Annotated in this window: 13 protein-coding genes; 4 read left to right on the plus strand and 9 right to left on the minus strand. The window is 71.9% G+C overall.

Annotated elements, in window-relative coordinates; all coding sequences use genetic code 11:
• Positions 1 to 11: 11 nt before the first annotated feature.
• Together P3T29_RS20215 and P3T29_RS20220 are read left to right on the plus strand one after the other, a co-directional pair.
• Positions 12 to 3,902, plus strand: coding sequence for a DNA-directed RNA polymerase subunit beta' (locus P3T29_RS20215; protein WP_280717927.1), 3,891 nt, complete (start codon positions 12 to 14; stop codon positions 3,900 to 3,902).
• Between the two features lie 397 nt (positions 3,903 to 4,299).
• Positions 4,300 to 7,365, plus strand: a complete 3,066-nt coding sequence (locus tag P3T29_RS20220; RefSeq protein ID WP_280717928.1) for a S53 family peptidase — start codon at positions 4,300 to 4,302, stop codon at positions 7,363 to 7,365.
• A 77-nt stretch (positions 7,366 to 7,442) separates the two neighbouring features.
• On the opposite strand, the gene P3T29_RS20225 is transcribed toward P3T29_RS20220, so the two are convergent.
• The 3 genes from P3T29_RS20225 to P3T29_RS20235 form a co-directional block, all read right to left on the minus strand.
• The gene (locus tag P3T29_RS20225) at positions 7,443 to 9,218 is read right to left on the minus strand and encodes a hypothetical protein (RefSeq protein ID WP_280717929.1); all 1,776 of its coding nucleotides are present in this window, start codon (positions 9,216 to 9,218) and stop codon (positions 7,443 to 7,445) included.
• Positions 9,215 to 10,279 carry a MoxR family ATPase gene (locus tag P3T29_RS20230; protein ID WP_280717930.1) on the minus strand — a complete coding sequence of 355 codons (1,065 nt, stop codon included), beginning with the start codon at positions 10,277 to 10,279 and terminating at the stop codon, positions 9,215 to 9,217. The genes P3T29_RS20225 and P3T29_RS20230 overlap by 4 nt, the downstream gene beginning before the upstream one ends.
• Positions 10,280 to 10,454: 175 nt before the next feature.
• Complete coding sequence (locus P3T29_RS20235) at positions 10,455 to 12,848, minus strand: helicase-associated domain-containing protein (RefSeq protein ID WP_280717931.1); 2,394 nt, start codon at positions 12,846 to 12,848, stop codon at positions 10,455 to 10,457.
• A gap of 183 nt (positions 12,849 to 13,031) precedes the next feature.
• Here P3T29_RS20235 and P3T29_RS20240 point away from each other — a divergent pair, with 183 nt between their 5' ends.
• Together P3T29_RS20240 and P3T29_RS20245 are read left to right on the plus strand one after the other, a co-directional pair.
• The gene (locus P3T29_RS20240) at positions 13,032 to 14,240 is read left to right on the plus strand and encodes a cytochrome P450 (protein WP_280717932.1); all 1,209 of its coding nucleotides are present in this window, start codon (positions 13,032 to 13,034) and stop codon (positions 14,238 to 14,240) included.
• 34 nt (positions 14,241 to 14,274) lie between these two features.
• Positions 14,275 to 15,258, plus strand: coding sequence for an ADP-ribosylglycohydrolase family protein (locus tag P3T29_RS20245; protein ID WP_280717965.1), 984 nt, complete (start codon positions 14,275 to 14,277; stop codon positions 15,256 to 15,258).
• 64 nt (positions 15,259 to 15,322) lie between these two features.
• On the opposite strand, the gene P3T29_RS20250 is transcribed toward P3T29_RS20245, so the two are convergent.
• From P3T29_RS20250 to P3T29_RS20275, 6 genes are all read right to left on the minus strand, one after another.
• On the minus strand, positions 15,323 to 16,093 hold the full coding sequence (locus P3T29_RS20250; RefSeq protein WP_280717934.1) for a DUF4190 domain-containing protein: 771 nt from the start codon (positions 16,091 to 16,093) through the stop codon (positions 15,323 to 15,325).
• 162 nt (positions 16,094 to 16,255) lie between these two features.
• A complete protein-coding gene (locus P3T29_RS20255) occupies positions 16,256 to 16,759 on the minus strand; it encodes a hypothetical protein (protein WP_280717935.1) in 504 nt (167 codons plus the stop codon).
• A gap of 51 nt (positions 16,760 to 16,810) precedes the next feature.
• Complete coding sequence (locus tag P3T29_RS20260; RefSeq protein WP_280717936.1) at positions 16,811 to 17,866, minus strand: ADP-ribosylglycohydrolase family protein; 1,056 nt, start codon at positions 17,864 to 17,866, stop codon at positions 16,811 to 16,813.
• Positions 17,867 to 17,919: 53 nt separating this feature from the next.
• Positions 17,920 to 19,227, minus strand: a complete 1,308-nt coding sequence (locus tag P3T29_RS20265; RefSeq protein WP_280717937.1) for a DUF2786 domain-containing protein — start codon at positions 19,225 to 19,227, stop codon at positions 17,920 to 17,922.
• Positions 19,228 to 19,315: 88 nt separating this feature from the next.
• Positions 19,316 to 20,923 (minus strand): transporter, encoded by a 1,608-nt coding sequence (locus tag P3T29_RS20270; RefSeq protein WP_280717938.1) that lies wholly within the window; start codon positions 20,921 to 20,923, stop codon positions 19,316 to 19,318.
• Positions 20,920 to 21,801, minus strand: a complete 882-nt coding sequence (locus tag P3T29_RS20275; RefSeq protein WP_280717939.1) for an ABC transporter ATP-binding protein — start codon at positions 21,799 to 21,801, stop codon at positions 20,920 to 20,922. Before P3T29_RS20275 ends, P3T29_RS20270 begins: the two co-directional genes overlap by 4 nt.
• Positions 21,802 to 21,987: the final 186 nt, after the last annotated feature.

The raw sequence follows: 21,987 nt of genomic DNA on the forward strand, positions 1-21,987 counted from the left end.
CTTGACGACCAGTGCTTGACGTCAACTTCTTCGACGAGCTCCGCATCGGCCTCGCGACCGCCGACGACATCCGCCAGTGGTCCCACGGCGAGGTCAAGAAGCCGGAGACCATCAACTACCGCACCCTGAAGCCGGAAAAGGACGGGCTCTTCTGCGAGAAGATCTTCGGTCCGACCCGGGACTGGGAGTGCTACTGCGGCAAGTACAAGCGTGTCCGCTTCAAGGGCATCATCTGCGAGCGCTGTGGCGTCGAGGTCACTCGCGCCAAGGTGCGTCGTGAGCGGATGGGCCACATCGAGCTGGCCGCGCCTGTCACCCACATCTGGTACTTCAAGGGTGTGCCGTCGCGTCTCGGTTACCTTCTGGACCTTGCCCCCAAGGACCTCGAGAAGGTTATCTACTTCGCCGCCTACATGATCACCTGGGTGGACGACGAGCGTCGCCAGCGCGACCTCCCGTCCCTGGAGGCGCACGTCTCGGTCGAGCGTCAGCAGATCGAGAACCGTCGCGACTCCGACCTGGAGAACCGCGCCAAGAAGGCCGAGACCGACCTCGCCGAGCTCGAGGCCGAGGGCGCCAAGGCCGACGTGCGCCGCAAGGTGCGCGAGGGTGCCGAGCGTGAGATGAAGCAGCTGCGCGACCGTGCGCAGCGCGAGCTGGACCGTCTGGACGAGGTCTGGGCCCGCTTCAAGAACCTCAAGGTCCAGGACCTCGAGGGCGACGAGCTGCTCTACCGCGAGCTGCGCGACCGCTTCGGCACGTACTTCTCCGGCTCGATGGGCGCCGCGGCGCTCAAGGACCGCCTGGAGACGTTCGACCTGGCCGAGGAGTCCGAGCGGCTGCGCGAGATCATCCGCAGCGGCAAGGGCCAGAAGAAGACCCGTGCGCTGAAGCGCCTCAAGGTCGTCTCCGCCTTCCTGCAGACCACCAACAAGCCCAACGGCATGGTGCTGGACTGCGTCCCGGTCATCCCGCCGGACCTTCGCCCGATGGTGCAGCTGGACGGTGGCCGCTTCGCGACCTCCGACCTGAACGACCTGTACCGCCGCGTGATCAACCGCAACAACCGGCTGAAGCGCCTCCTCGACCTCGGTGCCCCCGAGATCATCGTGAACAACGAGAAGCGCATGCTTCAGGAGGCCGTCGACGCGCTCTTCGACAACGGCCGTCGTGGTCGCCCGGTCACGGGCCCCGGCAACCGTCCGCTGAAGTCGCTGTCCGACATGCTCAAGGGCAAGCAGGGTCGTTTCCGTCAGAACCTGCTCGGCAAGCGAGTCGACTACTCGGCCCGTTCGGTCATCGTCGTCGGCCCGCAGCTCAAGCTGCACCAGTGCGGTCTGCCGAAGGCCATGGCGCTGGAGCTCTTCAAGCCGTTCGTGATGAAGCGCCTGGTCGACCTGAACCACGCGCAGAACATCAAGTCGGCCAAGCGCATGGTCGAGCGCGCCCGCCCGGTCGTCTGGGACGTCCTCGAAGAGGTCATCGCCGAGCACCCGGTGCTGCTCAACCGTGCACCCACCCTGCACCGCCTCGGCATCCAGGCCTTCGAGCCCCAGCTGGTCGAGGGCAAGGCCATCCAGATCCACCCGCTCGTCTGCACCGCGTTCAACGCGGACTTCGACGGTGACCAGATGGCCGTCCACCTGCCGCTCTCCGCGGAGGCGCAGGCCGAGGCCCGCATCCTGATGCTGTCCTCGAACAACATCCTGAAGCCGGCCGACGGTCGCCCCGTCACCATGCCGACCCAGGACATGGTGCTCGGTCTGTTCTTCCTGACCTCGGACCGTGACAACGTCAAGGGCGGCGGCCGCTCGTTCACCTCGACCGCCGAGGCCGTCATGGCCTTCGATGCGAAGCAGCTGGACGTCCAGGCCGTCATCGACATCCGCCTGCCGATCGGCACCGTCCCGCCCCGTGGCTGGACCCCGCCGGTCGACGAGGAGGGCCAGTCGAGCTGGTTCGAGGGCGAGCCCTTCCGGCTCACCACCACTCTGGGCCGCGCGCTCTTCAACGAGCTGCTGCCCGAGGACTACCCGTTCGTCGACTACGAGGTGGGCAAGAAGCAGCTCTCCGCGATCGTCAACGACCTGGCGGAGCGCTACCCCAAGGTCGTCGTCGCGGCGACCCTGGACAACCTGAAGGCGGCCGGTTTCCACTGGGCCACCCGCTCGGGTGTCACCGTCTCGATCTCGGACGTCGTCGTCCCGCCGCAGAAGGCCCAGATCCTCGAGGGTTACGAAGCGCAGGCCGAGAAGATCCAGAAGCAGTACGAGCGCGGTCTGATCACCAACGACGAGCGCAAGCAGGAGCTCATCGGCATCTGGACCCGGGCGACCAACGAGGTCGCCGAGGCGATGAACGCCAACTTCGAGAAGACCAACCCCATCTTCATGATGGTGGACTCCGGTGCTCGAGGAAACATGATGCAGATGCGTCAGATCGCCGGTATGCGTGGTCTGGTGTCGAACGCGAAGAACGAGACGATCGCCCGTCCCATCAAGGCGTCGTTCCGTGAGGGCCTCACCGTCCTCGAGTACTTCATCTCCACCCACGGTGCCCGTAAGGGTCTGGCCGACACCGCGCTTCGTACCGCGGACTCCGGCTACCTCACCCGTCGTCTGGTCGACGTCTCCCAGGACGTCATCATTCGCGAGGAGGACTGTGGTACCGAGCGCGGCCTCAAGCTGGCGATCGGCACGGTCGAGAACGGCGTCCTGCGCAAGACGGACGACGTCGAGACCAGCGTCTACGCCCGCATGCTCGCCGAGGACATCACGGTGGACGGCAAGCTCCTTGCCACCGCCAACACCGACCTCGGTGACGTGCTGATCGACGAGCTGATCCGCCACGGCATCGCCGAGGTCAAGACCCGCTCGATCCTGACCTGTGAGTCGGCGGTCGGCACCTGTGCCTTCTGCTACGGCCGTTCGCTGGCCACCGGCAAGCTGGTCGACATCGGTGAGGCGGTCGGCATCATCGCCGCCCAGTCCATCGGTGAGCCCGGTACCCAGCTGACCATGCGTACCTTCCACACCGGTGGTGTGGCGGGTGACGACATCACGCAGGGTCTGCCCCGTGTCGTGGAGCTCTTCGAGGCCCGTACCCCCAAGGGTGTGGCCCCGGTCTCCGAGGCGCAGGGCCGGGTCCGCATCGAGGACACCGAGAAGACCCGCAAGGTCGTCGTCACGCCGGACGACGGCACCGACGAGATCGCCTACCCGGTCTCGAAGCGCATCAAGCTGCTGGTCAGCGAGGGCGAGGCGGTCGCGGTCGGCCAGAAGCTGACCGCCGGCACGATGAACCCGCACGACGTCCTGCGGATCATGGGCCAGCGTGCGGTCCAGATCCACCTGGTCGCCGAAGTCCAGAAGGTCTACAACTCGCAGGGCGTGTCGATCCACGACAAGCACATCGAGATCATCATCCGGCAGATGCTCCGCCGCGTGACGATCATCGAGTCGGGCGACGCCGAGCTGCTCCCGGGCGAGCTCGTCGAGCGCGGCCGCTTCGAGACCGAGAACCGTCGCGTGGTCTCCGAGGGCGGTCACCCCGCCTCCGGCCGTCCGCAGCTGATGGGTATCACCAAGGCCTCGCTGGCGACCGAGTCCTGGCTGTCGGCCGCCTCCTTCCAGGAGACGACCCGAGTGCTCACCGACGCGGCGATCCACGCCAAGTCGGACCCGCTCCTTGGCCTCAAGGAGAACGTCATCCTCGGTAAGCTCATCCCGGCCGGTACGGGTCTGCCCCGCTACCGCAACATCCGGGTCGAGCCGACGGAGGAGGCCAAGGCCGCGATGTACTCGGCCGTCGGCTACGACGACTACGACCTGTCGCCCTTCGGCACCGGCTCCGGCCAGGCCGTCCCGCTGGACGACTACGACTACGGCCCCTACACCGGCTAAGTAGTCCTTGCTTGAACCGCAGGGCGGTCACCCCGAAAGGGGTGGCCGCCCTGCGGCGTTCCCCCGGAGGGCGGGGAGCAGTGCGAAGCGGAGGCTGCGGGCTGTTGCCTTCCGGTTTCGCGCGGTTCCCCGCGCCCCTGATGGTGGCCCAGGCCCGCTGGATCGAATATCTGATCGACCACTGGTTCGCGGGCTGATATAACTCTTCGCAGGCGGGGCAGTTGTCCGGGGCCCGGGGGTTGCAGGTTCGGCGCGGTGCCGGTGCGCACGTGCATGCCCGATGTGGCTGACCATTCTTCAGCGAACTTCCATGAATTCCCGACCGACCGGACTCCGCCGCCACGGTGGCGTCGCCACAGCGACGTCACCTTTTCCGTGCACGGAGGAGAGATCACGGATGATCAGACCGAGACCCGCCGGGCGGCACTGGCGCCGTCTGGCCGGAGGCACCACGGCGGCCCTGATAGCCGGGCTGCTGGTGCCGGGCGTCGCCGCCGCCGACCAGACCGCTGTTGACCAGGCCGCCGCGACGGTGGCGCCCCAGCGGATCGGCAGTGCGCCCGTCGCGCCGGCCGGTGCCGTCCGGACCGCCGAGCCGGCGGCCGGGACGCCGCTGAAGCTCAGCGTGACGCTGTCGCCGAACGACCCGGGCGCGCTGCAGAGCTTCGTTGCCGCAGTGTCCACCCCGCACTCCCCGCAGTATCACCAGTACCTGAAGACCGGTCAGTTCGCCCAGCGGTTCGGTGCGTCCAAGTCGACCGTCGCCGCAGTGAGCAAGGCGCTGACAGACGCCGGTCTGCACCCCGGCCCGGTCGAGGCCGACGGTCTGACCATCCCCGTCAGCACCACCACCGCCGAGGCGGGGCGCGCCCTGCACACCGGCTTCGCCGGCTACCGGCTGGCGAACGGTGACACCGCGTACGCGAACACCTCCGCGCCCCTGCTGCCGGCCGGTATGGCCGGTGCGGTCACCGGGCTGATCGGTCTCGACAACCTGGCCCGCGTCCACTCGCACCTGGCCGGCAACGACCAGCCCAGTGCGGCCCCCGGCGCGAGCCCGGGGCTGACGCAGCCGCACTTCACCGGCGCCTACCCGCAGTTGTGCGGCCGGATCCGTGACTGGCAGGCCAACTCGCTGCACCGCACCGACGCGCAGGACTACTACAGCACCGGTGCGCTGGGCGCCGTGTACGGCCTCGACAGCAGCGGGCTGCCCGATGGCGCGGCCGGCACGACCGTCGCCGTGTTCGAGCTGGAGGAGTACTCGGACGCCGCCATCTCGGCCTTCCAGAACTGCTACGGCACGCACTCCCAGGTCTCCCGGATCAAGATCGACGGCGGTCCGACCACTCCCGCGAACTTCCGCACGGGCGTCGGCTCGGAGACCGCTCTCGACATCGAGACCGTCGTCGGCATGGCGCCGGGTGCGAACGTGCTGGTCTACCAGGGCCCGGACGCGGCCAACGCGAGCGACGCCGCCGTCCTCGACACCTACCGGCAGATCGTCACCGACAACCGCGCGCAGGTGATCTCCAGCAGCTGGGGCATCTGCGAGTCGGCGATGCTCGGCAACACCGCCACGCTGAACGCCGAGAACACGATCTTCATGCAGGCCGCGGCCCAGGGCCAGAGCGTCGTGGCATCCTCCGGTGACAGCGGCTCCACCGACTGCTACCGGCCCGGCAAGGCGGCCGACACCCGGCTCTCCACGGAGGACCCGGCCAGCCAGCCGTACGTCACGGCCGTCGGCGGCACGTCCATGACCGGCTACGTCAACCCCGCCGAGTCGGTCTGGAACAGGGGCGCCGGCGCCAGCGGCGGCGGCGTTTCGCAGGTCTGGTCGCTCGACAGCGCCACCGGCTTCCAGGCCGGGGTCACCGGCGCCGGGTACAGCGGTACCCCGTGCCATGCGGCCGCCGGTCAGGCCTGCCGCCAGGTGCCCGACGTGTCGGCCCTGGCCGACCCCACCCACGGCTACCTGGTCGCGGTCGGCGTCGAGAACGGCAACGAGTACTGGGGCACGATCGGTGGCACCAGCGGTGCCGCGCCGGCCTGGGCAGCGGTGCTCGCCGTGGCCGACGCCTCGGTGTACTGCGCGGCCAACGGCCCGGTCGGCCAGATCAACCACGCGCTGTACTCGCAGCTGGCGCACAGCGCCGGGCTGCGCGACATCACCGTCGGCAACAACGACCTGACGGCCTCCGGGTACACCGGCGGGAACTACCAGGCGGGCCAGGGCTACGACCTGGCCACCGGCCTCGGGACGCCCAACGGCTACATCGTGGCGACCGTCCTGTGCAACGCCGTGCCGCAGAGCGCGGCCGGTACGTTCGTCCCGGCCGGTCCGACCCGGCTGCTGGACACCCGGCCGGCCACGAACGTCGGCGCTCCCGCCGGCCAGGTCGCCTCGCACACCTCGCTCCCGCTGAACATCCTCGGCCAGGCGGGCGTGCCGAGTGGCAAGGTGACGGCCGTCGTCCTGAACGTCACGGTGGCCAGGCCCACCTCGGGCGGCTTCCTGACGGTCTACCCGTCCGGTGGCACCCGCCCGACCGCCTCCAACATGAACTGGACGGCCGGTCAGACCGTCCCCAACCTCGTCACCGTCCCGGTCGGGGCGGACGGCAAGGTGGACCTGTACAACGGCGGCCCCGGCTCCACCGACCTCGTCGCGGACCTGTTCGGCTACTACACCAGCGACCCGACCGGTGCGACGTACACCGCCGCCGGCCCGACCCGGGTGCTCGACACCCGCCAGGCCGTGGGCCGGACCGGCAAGGACCCGGTCGCCCCGCAGAGCGAGGTCTCGCTGCCGATCGCCGGTCAGGCGGGCGTGCCCGCCACCGGAGTCAGCGCGGTGATCCTGAACGTCACCGTCACCGAGCCCACCGCGAACGGTTACCTGACGGTCTACCCGTCGGGCACCACCCGTCCGACCTCCTCCAACCTGAACTGGACGGCCGGCCAGACCGTCCCCAACCTGGTCATCGTGCCGGTCGGGGCGGACGGCAACGTCAACCTGTACAACGGCAGTGCCTGGGGCTCCACGCACCTGGTGGCCGACGTCTTCGGGTACTTCTCCGCGAGCCCGACCGGTGCGAAGTTCCACAGCGCGCTGCCGCACCGGGTGATGGACACCCGCTCGGGCGTCGGTGCCGCCGCCCCCGGCGCGGCCCTGGGCGGGAACCAGCAGAGCACCCTGACCTTCGACTACTACGGCCCGATGGCCGCAGCGAAGGCCGTCGTGCTCAACGTGACGGTCACCCAGCCGCAGGCCGGGGGCTGGCTCACGGTCTGGCAGGCGAACGGACAGGCGCGGCCGACGGCCTCCAACCTGAACTGGGCGCCGGGTCAGACGGTCGCGAACCTGGTGACGGTCCCGGCCGGGACCACGGTCAGCTTCTACAACGGGAGCTGGGGCGCCACCCACCTGATCGTCGACCTGGTCGGCTACTACAGCTGACGGTCAGCTCCTGATCCGCAGGGCGGTCACCCCATCCGGGGTGGCCGCCCTGCGGCGTCCGGCCCATTGGCGGAGCCTCACCGCACGCGGAAGACCGGCCCGCGCGGGGTGAACGGCAGTGCGGCGCCCGGCGGGACGAGGTAGGCGTGCTCGCGCCGTACCCGTAGGACGTCGCACTCGCCATCGGTGATCAGCAGGATCGGGGCGCCCGGCGGGAAGTCCTCGGCGCGCTCCAGCAGGTCGATCCCGGGCTGCAGGACCGTCCCGCCGCGCCCCCGCACCTGGACCCGCCCGGCGATCTCGTCCGTCGGGAGGAAGCCCGCGTCGTGCGGGGCGGCGTCGCAGAACACCACCCGGGCCGCCGTGACGTCCCGCGCGGCGGCGTACGAGGCGATCGCGCCGAGCGACTTGCCGAGCAGCGTCCGGCTCATCGAGCCGGAGGTGTCCAGGACGACGCCGAAGGTGCAGCGGGCCACCTCCTCGGGCGGGAAGTACCGCCCGGCGCGCGGGATCTCGGGTGTCGCGGCCTGCCGACGGGACGCGCGGGAGTAGCTCCGTACGGGCTGCGGGGACGGGACGAACTCGTCGAACCAGCGGGCCAGTTGGGCATCCCAGGGCAGTGGCGGGTGGGCGAGCGCGCGGATCTCCTCGACCAACCCGGCCGGGATCAGGCCGCGTTCGCGCTGGTGCAGCTCGAAGCCCTGCTGGAGGCCGCGCCGGTAGAAGTCGTCCAGGTCGACGTAGTCGCGCCGGCGGCCGAGCGGCTCGCCGAGCACGTCCGGCCTGCCCTTGCCAGCCAGGGTGGCGAGGCGGCGGATGCGGCGCTCGTCGCGGACGATCCGGTCGTAGACCTCCTCGGCGGAGAGGCCCTTGAGGGCGGGGTCGTGCAGCAGCCCGTCGGGCATCTCGCCGACGCCCATCTCCAGCAGCCAGCCGTTGATCACGTAGTCGGCGGCGACGTTGAACAGGTACGGGTCGCGCGCGCCGCAGCGGTCGCCGTGGCGCAGGGCGGCGTGCAGCATCTCGTGGGCCAGGATGAACCGCCACTCCTCGTCGCTGTAGTGGCGCAGCGGGTTGAGGTAGATCTCGCCCGCGTCGGCGTTCACGGCGGCGACGGCGATGCCCTGGGCGCGGGCGAGTTCGGCGTCGGCGACCAGGGTGATCCCGGCCGCGAGGCCGCCGAGCAGCGGGTAGGAGGAGATGAACCAGTTGAGTGCGCGGGTCCACGGGCGCTCGGGGGTGCGCTGGCCGGTGAGCTCGTCGCGGCGGCCGCCGGCTACGTCCATGGCGGCGGACATGGTGCGGGTGAGCGCGGCGGCGAAGGCCACCGTCCAGTCCTCGGGGGCGCGGTAGGGCGCGCTCCAGGGGATCAGCTGCTGGTCGGGCTCGGGCCCGGCGAGGCTCGGGACGTGCGGCAGGCCGTCACGGCGCCAGCGGGCGGCGAGCTCCTCCTCGTCCCCGGCCGGGTACGAGGCGGGCAGCTCGAAGGGGGCCCGGCCGATCGGGAAGGTGGCCAGGAAGCGGTTGACCACTGTGCAGCGCGCGGCCAGCTCGTACGCGTCCGGGGCCGGGCGCGAGCCCCGGACGGCGGGCAGGTGGCCGAAGCCCAGGTGCAGCAGGCAGTGCGCCAACGCCCAGGCCCACTCGGCCGGTTCGGCCCGCCGCTTGGGGTTGACGTGCAGGGTGCCGTTGGAGTCGACCGCGACCAGGCCGTCCACCGGGTAGCGCGTACAGGTCGGGCTGCGGCAGACGGTGCCGTTGACGGAGGTGAACGCGGCGTTGCGGCGCAGCAGTTGGAGCCCCTCGGTGAACGCCTCCGCCGCATGGTCCTTGGCCGGCTGCTGCTTCCTCACCGGCGGGCCTCGACCAGGCGGGGCATGTCGCGGGCGGCCTCGATCAGGAACCAGGACGGCAGCACCGGGTTGCCGTCCGAGCCGTCGGCGATGACGGTCTGGGCGACCTCGACCGAGATCTCGGCCAGCTGCACCAGCAGCGACTTGGCCCGGAAGGCCGTCTGGCGCAGCGAGTTGGAGGCCTGCTCCTTCTGCGCGGGCAGTTCCTTCACCAGCCGCCCCCGGAAGGCGTCGGCCAGGTAGTAGAGCAGGTCGCGGTCCTCCAGCCGGTGCGGCCAGCGGGCGTCGCCCTTGATGATCGCGTCCAGCCCGTACGAGTTGCGGACGATCTTCGCGTACCCGCAGAAGCTCACCGCGTGCTGCGGGGTGAGCAGCCCGTACGTGAGTACCTTGAGCGTCGGCTCGTCCAGGGCCGGCCCGAACGAGCGCAGCGTGTCGGAGAGCATGTGCCAGGCGCGCGGGGTGGAGAACGGCTCCTCGGACTTCGGCGGCGCGGACCACAGGTGGTCGGGCCGGTCGGTGAGGTAGTCGACCACCCACGGGTGGATGCCGTTGCCCGCCGCCCAGCTCAGCCAGTCGGTGGCGCTGGCCCGCAGATGGACGTGGACCAGCCGGTTGACCAGGGCGGATGCCATCGGACGGGCCAGCGCGCCGTCGGTGGCCCGGTTGCCCGCGCCGATCACGATCGAGCCGGGCGGCAGCTCGTACGAGCCGATCCGGCGGTCCAGGATCAGCGAGTAGAACGCCTTCTGCACGTCCGGCGTCGCGGCGTTGAGCTCGTCCAGGAACAGGCAGTACGGCTCGTCCCGCGCGATCGACTCCGGTGGGCAGAACCGGGACCGCCCGTCCGGGGTGATCTGCGGGACCCCGATCAGGTCCTCGGGCGCGAGCTGCGTCCCGATCAGGCTCACGCACTCCAGCCCGAGCGAGTCGGCGAACTCCCGTACCAGCGAGGACTTCCCGATCCCGGGCGCGCCCCACAGGAACACCGGCCTGACGGTGGCCAGGCCCAGCAGCAGCTCGGGGACCTGGGACGGCGAGACGGTGACTGCACCCTGCACGGGACTCCTTCGAGTTTCGGATTCCCGGCCAGTCTGCGGCGTGGCCCTTACAGGCGCATCCCGTTTTCGCACTGGGCAACCACAGCAGGGGCGCGGGGAACTGCGTGCGCACCGTGCAGGGACGTTGTGCCCTGGTCGCGCAGTTCCCCGCGCCCCTGTCGTGGTTGCCGTCAGGTCATTGCCGCAGCACGGCTGCCGCCAGCGCCGCCGGCGTGCCCGGTCCCCGGCCGTAGTGGCGGCGGGCGTCGGCGAGTTCGGGCATGTCGGTGGCGGCGCGCTCGTCCGCCGCGCGTTCGACCACGGTGGTGCCGGTCTCCGCCTCCAGGACGGGTGCGTAGCCGGCCAGCCGGAGGGCGGCGAGGGTGTCGGCGGGGGAGGCGGTGCTGATCAGGACGGTGGGGGCGATCCGGCGCAGGCCGATCTTGGCGAGGGAGCGGGTCTTGGAGAGTTCGTGCACCAGGGCCTCGTCGTCGGACCGCAGGCAGCAGGTGGACCGCACCACCCGGATCCGCCCGTGCGTCCTGGCGGTGTCCTTGAGTAGGTACTCCAGCGTCTGCGGCAGCGGCAACCCGCCCTCGGACACCTCGGCCAGCCGCTCCAGCAGCTCGCCCGCGTCCGCGCCCCCGTCCAGCGCGCGGCGTACGGAGGCCGCGCCGATCCGCCAGACCACGGCGTGTCCGTCGGACTCGCGGTCCGCCACCGAGCTGAGCAGCTCGGTGAGTTCGGGGGTGGCGGAGCCGGGGACGACGACGGTGAGGTCGGCCTGGAAGCGGGCGGTGGTCAGCGGCGCCGGTACCAGCTCGGCGAGCGCCGTCCGCAGCCCGGCGACGGCGTTCGCGAGCGCCGGGTACTCCGCCAGGTCGGGCCCGGTGCCCGGCACGGCGGGGAACCAGCGGTCCGCGCCCGCGCGCAGCAGCACGAGCACCGCGTGCCCGACCGGGGTGAGCGAACCGTGCGCGACCACGCCCAGCAGCTCGGCCTCGGTGAGCGTGGCTGTTGTCAACTCTGCTGTATCGTCCGCGAGTTGCAGGCCCATCGGACTGTGCCAGGCGGCGGCTTCGATCAGCTCGTCGACCGTGTCGTCGGTCAGCGACGCGGCCGCGCCCAGCCCGTACCCGGCGGGCAGCCGGGAGAGCACCTCCAGCAGCGCCTGCCGCAGCGGCACCGCGTCCGGGTTCTCCGGGGTGACCAGGGCGACCGGCGTCCCCTCCTCCTCCGGCCAGTGGCTGAACACCTCCGGGGTGACCGCCCAGGTCGCGATCAGCGGCACCAGCCGGTCGGCGGGCGGGGCGGCCAGCCAGCTGTCGTACCGGGGGGTCGGCAGCATCCGGGCGGGCGGCACGGGGGCGGGCTTCCGGCTGCGGGTGGGCGGCGGGGTGTCCCGGTGCGGGGCGAGCAGGCCCGCGTTGGTGGTGAGGTCGAGCCAGAGCCGGGTCTGCTGCTCGCTCGCACCGATCGACTTCGCCAGCCGACGGGTGTCGCGGACGGCGATACCGCCCGCCTTGCGGAGGGTGAGCGGATCGGCGGCGGTGGCGCGGAGCAGCAGTTCGACCCGGGAGGCGGCCGAACTGGCGGCGGCCTGGGCCTCACCGGCGGCCCGGTCCGGCAGCGGGCGGGCGGCCTCGACGGCGGGCGGCTCCGGATCGAACGGGAGCGCCTCGGCGGCGTCGCGCAGCGCGGCCCCGGCCTCGTACGGCAGCTCGACGAGATCGACCCCGATCGGGATCACCAGGCCGCGCGCCGCCAGCCAGTCCGTGCCCGGATCGCCCGAACCCCCTTGCCGGAAGTGGAACTTGCTGTTGGCACCGTAGTAGCTGCCGGTGTCCGGTACGAAGCAGTGGGTGCGCAGCAGCGGCGGCCCGGGGACGAGCGCGTCCAGCAGCTCGACCGCGTCCGGCGGAGCGTCGGCGACCAGGCGGCGCACGGCCGGACCGTCCTGGAGGAAGGCGACGATCGACTGCTGCGCCTCCTCCCTGGTCCGGGCGGGCGGAAAGCCCAGGGTGTCCGCGATCCGGCGGATCTCGGCGGCCTTGTAGGCGTCGGAGAGCAGCAGCGCGACCGGGCGGCCGAGCCCCTGCAGCTCGGCGGTCTGCTGGTGCAGCACGGCCGGTACGGCCAACTGCCCACCGTGCGGCGGCAGGACCAACGCCCGCTCGGCCAGCCGCTCCAGTACCGGCTGCGCCCGCTCGCCGAGCTCGGCGAGCAACTCGGCCCGGGGCACCGCGCGTTCCGCCGGCTCCGGCGGCCGGACGGTGAACAGGCCGGGCTGGGACGCCAGATTGGTCCCGGCGAACCCCGCCGGCCCCGGCCGGGCCGCCGACACCCGGGCCGGCCCGTGCAGCCGGTCGGCCAGCACGGCCACCGCCGCGAGCACCTGCAACTCCGCCTGGTCCAGCGAACGCATCCCGAGCAGCACCGAGTTGGCGCTCAACAGGTGCTCGGCGAGCCGGGCGGCACTGTCGAGCCCGGGCCCGGCGGAGTAGGGGAGCAGCCGCTGCTCCAGCAGTTCGGTCAGCTGCTCGGGAGTACGAGTGGTCAGCCAGGTCTTCAGGGCATTGGCGCTGGTCACTCACCCACAGTAACGGAGAACACCCGGCCAGGGGGCGGCACCCGGGAAACCGTTCGCGCTTCCCGGCAGGACGATTTGATCCGCGAGCCGATCTCGACGGCTCTGCCGGCCCTGATCGGGTGGATCATCGCGGGGGCGTGAGCTGCGTACGATGGCGCTCCCGACGAGCTGGGAGTGATCATCGTGGGCAGTGTGTTCGACCCCTGGTCGGCGGCGTTCGTCGCGCATCCGTACGAGGCGTACGCGGCGCTGCGTGAACACGCGCCCGTCAGCCGGTACGAGCCGACCGGGCAGTGGCTGGTCTCGCGGTACGAGGACGTCAGCGCGCTGCTGCGGGACCGCCGGCTCGGCCGGACCTACACCCACCGCTACACCCACGAGGAGTTCGGGCGGCCCGAGCCCGACCCCGCGTACGAGCCGTTCCACACCCTCAACGACCACGGGCTGCTCGACCTGGAGGCGCCCGACCACACCCGGATCCGCCGCCTGGTGTCGAAGGCGTTCACCCCGCGCATGGTCGAGTCGCTCCGCCCGACCGTCACCCGGCTCGCCGGTGAGCTGGTCGACGGGCTGCTCGCGGACGGTGGCGGCGATCTGATCGCCGCCGTCGCCGAGCCGCTGCCGGTCGCGGTGATTGCCGAGATGCTGGGCGTCCCGGAGGCGGACCGGGGGCTGCTCCGGCCCTGGTCGGCGGAGATCACCGGGATGTTCGAGCTCAACCCCTCCGCCGAGACCGCCCGCCGGGCGGTGACGGCGAGCGTCGAGTTCTCCGACTACCTGCGCGGCCTGATCCGCGAACGGCGGACGAACCCCGGCGACGACCTGATCAGCGCGCTGGTGGCGGCGGCCGAGGGATCGGACGCGCTGACCGAGCAGGAGATGGTCTCCACCTGCGTACTGCTGCTCAACGCCGGCCACGAGGCGACGGTCAACACCACCGGCAACGGCTGGTGGGCCCTCTTCCGCAACCCCGGCCAACTCGCCCTGCTGCGCGGCTCGGTGGACGAACTGCTGCCGACCGCCGTCGAGGAACTGATGCGGTACGACACCCCGCTGCAGATGTTCGAACGCTGGGTCCTGGACGACATCGAGGTGGCCGGGGTGACCATCCCGCGCGGCTCCGAGGTCGCGCTGCTCTTCGGCTCCGCCAACCGCGACCCGGCCCGCTTCACCACCCCTGACCAGCTCGATCTCGCCCGCACCGACAACCCGCACATCACCTTCGGCGCCGGAATCCATTTCTGTCTCGGCGCTCCACTCGCCAGAATGGAGCTGACCGAGTCGTACGGAGCACTGCTGCGCCGGGCCCCCGGCCTGCGGCCGGCCCGCGAGCCGAACTGGCGCCCGGGGTACGTGATCCGAGGGCTGGAACAACTGATCGTCGAACTGTAGGGGGGGGACCGTGCGCAAGTCCGCGACGGGCACGATGCTGGGCCTCGCGATCGGCGACGCCCTCGGCCACCGCACCGAGTTCGAGGAGATCGAGGACATCGCGTCCTACTGCCCCGACTGGCGCGAACTCCCACTGCCCGAACCCGTGCTGGTGACGGACGACACCCAGATGACGTTGGCCCTCGCGCGCGGCCTGCGCACCGCGCTGGAGCGCGGCCCGCTGACACCGTTGAGCCTGGAGCGGCCGGTGCGCGAGGAGTTCGTCGACTGGTACCGCTCTCCCGACAACAACCGCGCCCCCGGCCAGACCTGCCTCAAGTCCTGCTGGCGGCTGAGCAAGCCCGAGCTGCGCTGGCAGCAGGCGAGCGACGTCGGCTCCAAGGGCTGCGGCGCCAACATGCGGGTCGCCCCGATCGGCCTGCTGTCCGATCTGACGAATCATCAACTCTCGGGCGCGGCGCAGCTGCAGTCCGCGCTCACCCACGGCCACCCCACCGCGCTGGCGGCGAGCGACCTCACCGCGCACACTGTCCGCCTGCTGGTTCGGGGCGCCGAGCCGCGCGAACTGCCCGCCCTGCTGCGGGCGTACGCCGACGACTCGCGCACCCGGTACGACGAGTTCTGGCTCGGCGACCTCGCCGCGCACGCGCAGGACAGCTCGGCGGCGGAGTTCATCGCGCGCGGCTGGGACGACTGCCTCTTCGTACTCGACCGGCTGGACGCCGCCCTCGCCAGGCCCGAGCCGGAGGCGGACCCGTGTCAGGTCACCGGTGAGGGCTGGATCGCCGAGGAGGCGTTCGCCACCGGCCTGCTCTGCTTCCTGCTGTTCCCGGATGACCCGGTCGCGGCAGTCCGCCGGGCGGCGTACTCCTCGGGCGACTCCGATTCGATCGCCTCCCTCACCGGCGCCTTCGCCGGCGCGCACCACGGCGCGGCGGCCTGGCCGCAGGACTGGGTACGACGGATCGAGCACCGCGACGAGCTGCTCACCTTCGGTGCGCTCTGGGACCGGACCTAGGCGTACCGGCCCGTGAGGTCGCGTACTGCGCCCGGCTGGAGTGGCAGGGACGGCCGGACCGGGCTCAGGGCGTGGGGGCGGGTGCGGAGGTGGTGCCTTCGCGCAGGCTGCCCGTCCAACCGGTGTCGGGGTCCACGAAGGCGCAGATCACTGTCCGGTGCGGCCGCAGCACCACATTGTTGCCCAGCGGCATGAGGTAGTCGATCCGCGCCGAGACCGGGACCGTCCGGTCCGGTGGCAGGTAGCCGGCCGCCGTCGCGGCACAGGCCTTGGCCGCTCCGTCCGCCCGGTCGGCCGTGCTGCCATAGACCGCGTCGCCCATGTCCGCCAAGGCGAACACCTCGCCGTGGTGGAGTTGCGAGCACGGGACCGTCGCCACCTCCCGGCCCAGGGACACCCCGGCCGGTTCGGGGCCGAAGCAGTCGCCGACCTTCAGGTCGTACCCGCTGATGGTCCGGATGTGCTCGCCGTCGGAGGTTCCCTTCCAGAGCAGGGACGTTCCGAAGATCGCCCATATGGCGCACAGGACCAGGCCCGTCACCGCGGCCCAGCGGCCGTCCTGCCTGGTCCGCCGGATCCGTACCAGCGCCACGACGGCCAGCACGAGACCCACCGGCCAGAGGAATCCGACGACTCCGGGGACCAGCGAGGCGATCGCCAGACGGCTCCACCCGGGCCGCGCGTCCGGATCGCTCTCGACCTGGCCGAGGACGAAGGACTTGAACGCCGCCGACTGCTCGGGCCGTTCCGTGGGCGGGTCGGTCCGGTCCGAATCTGACGCCGGGGCCGGAGCCTGTGTGTCGGCGTCCGGTATGTTCGGTTCTTCAGCGGACATGAGCCCTCTCCACGGCCGTCGAAAGATCGACCATTGAGCAGGGCTCAGGGCCGGACCTGACGCTGTCCCGCCTGCAGGCCGTCGCACAGTCGATCACACCTCGACAGTGCGGTCGACCGGTTTCTGCTCGGTGCCGACCGATGGCCGGGGCAGGGTTTTCGGTCAGCCGGTGACGGCCACCTGGAGGTGGACCAGGCCCGTGACGCTGAAGATCAGGATGGCGTCGGCCGTGCTGCTCGGTGAGGCTGCCCCGGGGTGGGCGGGGAAGGCGATCGTCGGGCCCTGGTCGCCGCCGAAGGTGGCGGTCTCGCCGGGGCGGATCAGGACGCCCGCCGTGGAGAGGGTGTTGTCCTTGCTGCCCTGGAGCGTCGCGCGGCCGTTGTCCGGGGTGCTGACCAGCGAGAGGTGCTCGGGGACGCTGCCGGCGTTGCGGACGGTCACCGCCAGCTCGGCCGTACCGGACGGGTTCCTCCGCAGGACGCCGCCGCTCAGCTCCAGGTGTGAGCGCGGACCCTGGACGGAGAGCGATCCCAGTGCGCCGGGGCTCGGTGCGGCGGTCGGCGCCGAAGTGGCGCCCGAGGAGCAGCCGGTCAGCAGCGCGAGCAGCGCGACCGCCGGTACGGCGATCACTCGGACGGCCCGGGTGCGGGCGGCGTTGCGTTCCATGCTTCGCATTATGGGCGCCCCTGCACCCGGGCCCGACAGCGACCCGGCGGATCAGGCCGGGTAGCGGTCACCCAACGACGCCGCGTTCCCGCCGAACGCGGCCACCAGGTCGTCGGCCACCTGCGTCACGACCTCGCGCCCCTCCACCACCGCCAGCCACTCGGCGGGCAGCGCGGCCTCGCCGTACAGCGCGCCGACCAGGTTGCCGCAGACCGCGCCCGTGGAGTCGCTGTCGCCCGAGTGGTTCACCGAGAGGACCAGCGCCTGCGCCGCGCTCCGCCCGGCCAGCGCGCAGTAGACGGCGATCGCGAGGCACTCCTCGGCGATCCAGCCGAGTCCCACCCGCTCCACGGCCTCGGCCGACGGCACGCCCTCCGCCGCGACCCGGACGGCGCGCCGCAGCGCCTCCACCGTCTCCTCGCTGCTCGGGTACGCCGCGACCTGCTCGATCGTCTCCGTCACCGCCTGCGACAGCGGCACCCCGGCCGTCACGCGCTCGATCAGTGCCGAGAACGCGCCCGCCGCCAGATACCCCGTCGGGTGCCCGTGGGTCAGCTGCGAGCACTGCGCGGACAGCCAGAAGGACCACTCCACCCCGAGCCGGGCCAGCCCGAACGGCGCCGAACGCATCACCGTCCCGCAGCCCTTGGAGTTCGGGTTGATCGGCCCGTCCTGTCCGAACGGCGCCGGCCGCCGGTACGTCCGGTGGTGTGCGATCCCGCTCGTGCACGCGTTCCCGGGGGCCCGCGATGCGTACAGGAACGGTTGCCGCAGCAGCCAGCCGTCGTTCGGCGGAGTCGGCGGTACGGCCTCCGGCCCCTGCTGGTTCTGCGTCAGCAGCCAGCGCTGGTATGCCTGGTGCATGGCCACCGGGACCTGGGCGCCGTCGGCCCGGCCCCGGATCAGCCCCTCCGCCGTGAACAGCGTCATCTGGGTGTCGTCCGTGACCTGCCCGCCCCGGCCGGCCGCCCGCAGATCCGTCAGCCCGTCAGGACCGAACCGCTGCCGGATCTGCTCCAGCTGGTCGAACTCGATCGGCCAGCCCAGCGCGTCCCCGAGCGATCCGCCCAGCAACGCACCACGCACCCGCTCCGCATACTCCACCACGTGCAAGATCCCCCTTCGGACAACCGGGTGACCACAATAGGGGTGCGAGGCTCTCAGGCCCGGATGGCCCCGGCCCGGCCGTGCAGGTTGGCCCGGTCGGCGGCGTCGCGGCCGGCCGCCCAGCCCTCACCGTCGCTGACCCGGACCCGCTGGGCGGTCAGCTTCGGGAACATCTGACCCACCGTCCGGTCCACCGCCTCCTCACGTGCCGCCAACGCGGGCAGCAGCCGCTCGTCCGGCACCAGCTGCTCCGCCGTACCGTCCTCGCGCAGGTGCTTACCGGCGGCCGCGTCGCTGGTGGTCTGCTCGGTCGCCACCGTCAGCCGCTCGCGGATCCGGGCGGCGTACGCGACCAGGAAGGACTGCCGGAAGGCCTTCGTCCGGGACGCCCCGCCGAGGTGCTGGCGGCTGCCCGCCCGGTGCATCGCGGAGGTCGCCTGCACCAGCAGCGACGTGTAGAGCAGCTCGACGCCGTCCAGGGCGGCGTCGAAACCGACGATGGTGCAGAAGCCGAACTCCTTCGCCCAGACCGCCCGGCAGCGGTTCGCCGCCGCGACGGCGTCCAGCAGCATGGTCTTCGGGCCCTCGTACGGGTTGTCCACCCCGATCCGCAGGGCGGCGGGCGTGTCCTTGGACGGCTGGCCCACCGCCAGCAGCGCTTCGTCGATGCTGTGCTGCGTCATCAGCTGCTGCGCCTTGGCGGTCAGCGCCTCGGCCTCTTCGGGGAACTCGGTGGACTCGGCCTTGGCCAGCAGTGCCCGGATCCGCGACAGCATCCTCGGCTCACCCGTCACCGGGCCGGTCGGCCGGCTCGGCCGCAGCGGCGTTGCACCCGGCGCCGGGCCGACGGGGGTGATCGTCGGCAGGTGGCCCCAGACCCGCAGCAGCTCCAGCGCGGCGGTGGCCAGCGCGAACCGGTCCAGCCGGTGCCTGGTCGCGAACTCCGCGAGGAACTCCTCGTCCGTCCCCCACCAGACCTCGGCCGACAGCTCGCGCAGCTGCTCCTGCCAGCGCCGGTCGAGCGTGACGGCGGGGTGCCGGCGGCCCTCGGCCGCGATCAGGTCCACCGCCAGCGCGAGCTGGACCGGCCCGAGCCCGCGCCGCACCACCCGCACCAGATCGGCGGGCCGCCACCCGTTCGCCCAGGTCCGCCCGACGGACTTCTCGGCGAACGCGATCAGGGCCAGGCTCACCGCCGGCCAGCGGTCCGCCGAGGCGGCCAGTATCGAGGCCGACGCGTCCAGCGCCGGGTCCAGCCGGTCCGCCGGTGCCCCGATCACCTGGTACACGGCCTGCTCGACCAGCTCGTCCGTCGCCGGGTCGCCCATGACAGGACCCCGCTCGCCCTTGCGCTTGCTCACGGTGTGTCTCTGCCTTCGTCCGGATGGCCCCGGATGGTCCGGAACCCCCTCCCATGATGCCGGAGCCGTCGGCACTCGATCGCAGCCGTCAGCGTTCGACCGCCGTGGCGAGGATCTCCGGGAGCCGGTCCAGCAGCCGGGTGGCGGCCAGCCGGATGCCCAGCGCGGCGAGCGCGGCGCCGTACAGCGGGCCGATCGCCAGCAGCAGCCAGGCCGGGCCGGCCGCGAGCAGCAGCCAGGCGAGCACGCCGCCGACCGGCAGGGTCAGCAGTACGACGCCCAGCAACGAGCCGAAACTGTTGAGCAGCACCACACCGCTCTGCCCGGGAGCGGCATTGCGCATCGGATTGCCGTCGGCGGGCATCGCGTACGGCACGAGCACGCTGAGCAGCGAGCCCAGGCCCACCCCCGCGCCCAGCGCGGCGAAGGTCAGGCCGAGCGCGGGTGCCAACTGGCCCCACAGCCCGGTGGCGGCACTCAGCCCGAGCGCCAGCACCAGCGCACTCGGCACTGCGTACGAGAGCACCGCGAACGCCCGTCCGCGCAGCTCCTCGCGGGCGTGCGCGGGTGTGGACAGGGTGGCGCTGACCATCCAGAACGCGGAGCCGTCCATCCCGAACAGGTTGACCATCTGCAGCCCGAGCATCAGCCCGGCCAGTGCCACCACGTAGACCGAGGCCCAGCCCTGGACCACCGAGAGCACACAGAAGACCACCGTCATCCCGAGGCTGGTGAACACCGCCGCCTTGGCGCGCGGCTCACGCCACGCGTACCGCAGATGCCGCTGCATCACCGCGCCGACCCGGCCCTCGGGGAGGAAGGCGGCGGCCCGGGACCGGCCGACACCCTTGGTGTCGATCAGGGTGGAGGAGTCCACAGTCACCATCAGCTGCTCCAGGCTGCGGCGCCACCAGCGCATCAGCAGCACCAGCAGGGCGGCCGTCAGCCCGAGCTGCAGCACCGCCACGCCGTACGCGCCGTCCCCGGCGCTGCGGGCGGCGTCGACCGCGCTGACCGGCGGGATCCAGCGCAGCACCGAGGCGAACGGCTTCAGCGGGGAGAGGTCGAGATGCCCGCCGTGCTGCCTGAAGACACTCTGCGAGGCCAGGTTGCCGACCTGGATCAGCACGGCGAAGAGCAGACCGCCGAAGATCGCGAAGTCCTTGCCGCGCCGACTGGAGAGCAGCCGGGCGTTCCCCGCCGCCACCGACCGGGAGAGCGTGACCAGGGTGATCGCGGCCAGCGGCACGCCGAGCACGGCGAACGGCACCGAGGCCACGCCACCGGACGCGGCCACGGCGGCGCCACCGAGCAGCACCAGCGACAGCACCGGTCCGGGCCCGATCAGGGCGGCCAGCAGCGTGCCGCGCAGCATCGCACCGGGGCGCAGCGGCAGCATGGTGAGCCTGGTCGGGTCGGCGCTCTCGTCGCTGCCGAAGAGGAAGAGCGGCAGTGCGGCCCAGCCGACGGTGGTGCCGGTGACCAGCATCACGGCGGCGTCGGCCGCGCCCGTACGGCCGTGCAGCAGCGTGAGCGCCAGGGCCACCGCGCCGGTGAACACCAGGCCCAGCACGGAACCGAGGAGATAGACGACCCGGCGCTCGGTGCTCTGCCGCAGGCCGTTGGCCAGCAGCCGGATCTTCAGCGCGACGAGGGCCCGGACGACCGCCCGGTCCTCGGGAACGGCGACGGTCATCGGTCGCCGCCCTGCGAGCTGGTCTGTGAGCTGGTCTGCGAACCGGCCTGCGCGGTGCCTGCTTGCGTGCTGTCGGCCCGGGAGCTGCCGAGCCAGCCGAGGGCCTGGCCGTCGTCCTCCCGGACGCCGACCAGCTCCAGGAAGACGGTGTGCAGCGAGCGCTCGCCCCGGACCGCGTCCAGCGGGCCCTGGGCGATCACCTGGCCGGCGTTTATCACCGCCACCCAGTCGCAGAGCTGCTCCACGAGTTCCATCACGTGGCTGGAGAAGACCACGGTGGAGCCGGCTGCCGCGTAGCGCTTGAGGACGCCCCGGATGGTCTGGGCGGAGACCGGGTCGACGCCCTCGAAGGGCTCGTCCAGGAAGAGCACGTCGGGGTTGTGCAGCAGGGCGGCGGCCAGGCCGATCTTCTTGCGCATCCCGGTGGAGTAGTCCGCGACCAGCTTGTCGGCGGCGCCGAGCAGGTCGAGGACGGTCAGCAGCTCCTCGGCCCTGCGGTCCACCTCGGCGCCCGGCAGGCCGCGCAACCGCCCGTTGTACTGGAGCAGTTCGCGCCCGCTCAGGCGCTCGAACATCCGCAGGCCCTCGGGCAGGATCCCGATCCTGGCCTTGACCGCGACCGGGTCCGACCAGACGTCCGCGCCGTGGATCAGCACGGTGCCGTGGTCCGGCCGGAGCAGCCCGGTGACCATCGAGAGCGTGGTCGTCTTGCCGGCGCCGTTCGGCCCGACCAGCCCGATGAACGAGCCGGCCGGGAGGTCGAGGGTGAGGCCCGCCACAGCGGCCTGCTGCCCGAAGCGCTTCCACAGGTTGTGGATGCTCACGGCGGTGGGCGGTTGGGTGGACGGCGGGGTGGTGCCCTGCGGGGTGGCCTGCATAGCGGGGGTCTCCTGCTGACTACTGGCTGCTGACTGATGGGACGAGCACGGGAACGAGTCGGGTGGGCCGGCGGGCGTACGTGCGGCAGCCAGCCTCTCACCGGCCGGGCGACCGTGGTGATCAAGGGCGGCAGGACCGGCGTGTTTGGGCCGGACGGGTGAACTTCCCCGAAGTGCTCGGGGGGT

The sequence above is a fragment of the Kitasatospora sp. MAP5-34 genome, from assembly GCF_029894335.1.
Taxonomy (GTDB): Bacteria; Actinomycetota; Actinomycetes; order Streptomycetales; family Streptomycetaceae; genus Kitasatospora.

Bases quoted from the DNA above. Each gene is read 5' to 3' on its own strand.
- P3T29_RS20220 (WP_280717928.1), top strand. From the start codon at position 4,300: ATGATCAGACCGAGACCCGCCGGGCGGCACTGGCGCCGTCTGGCCGGA.
- P3T29_RS20245 (WP_280717965.1), top strand. From the start codon at position 14,275: ATGCTGGGCCTCGCGATCGGCGACGCCCTCGGCCACCGCACCGAGTTC.
- P3T29_RS20250 (WP_280717934.1), bottom strand. From the start codon at position 16,093: ATGTCCGCTGAAGAACCGAACATACCGGACGCCGACACACAGGCTCCG.
- P3T29_RS20255 (WP_280717935.1), bottom strand. From the start codon at position 16,759: ATGGAACGCAACGCCGCCCGCACCCGGGCCGTCCGAGTGATCGCCGTA.
- P3T29_RS20270 (WP_280717938.1), bottom strand. From the start codon at position 20,923: ATGACCGTCGCCGTTCCCGAGGACCGGGCGGTCGTCCGGGCCCTCGTC.
- P3T29_RS20275 (WP_280717939.1), bottom strand. From the start codon at position 21,801: ATGCAGGCCACCCCGCAGGGCACCACCCCGCCGTCCACCCAACCGCCC.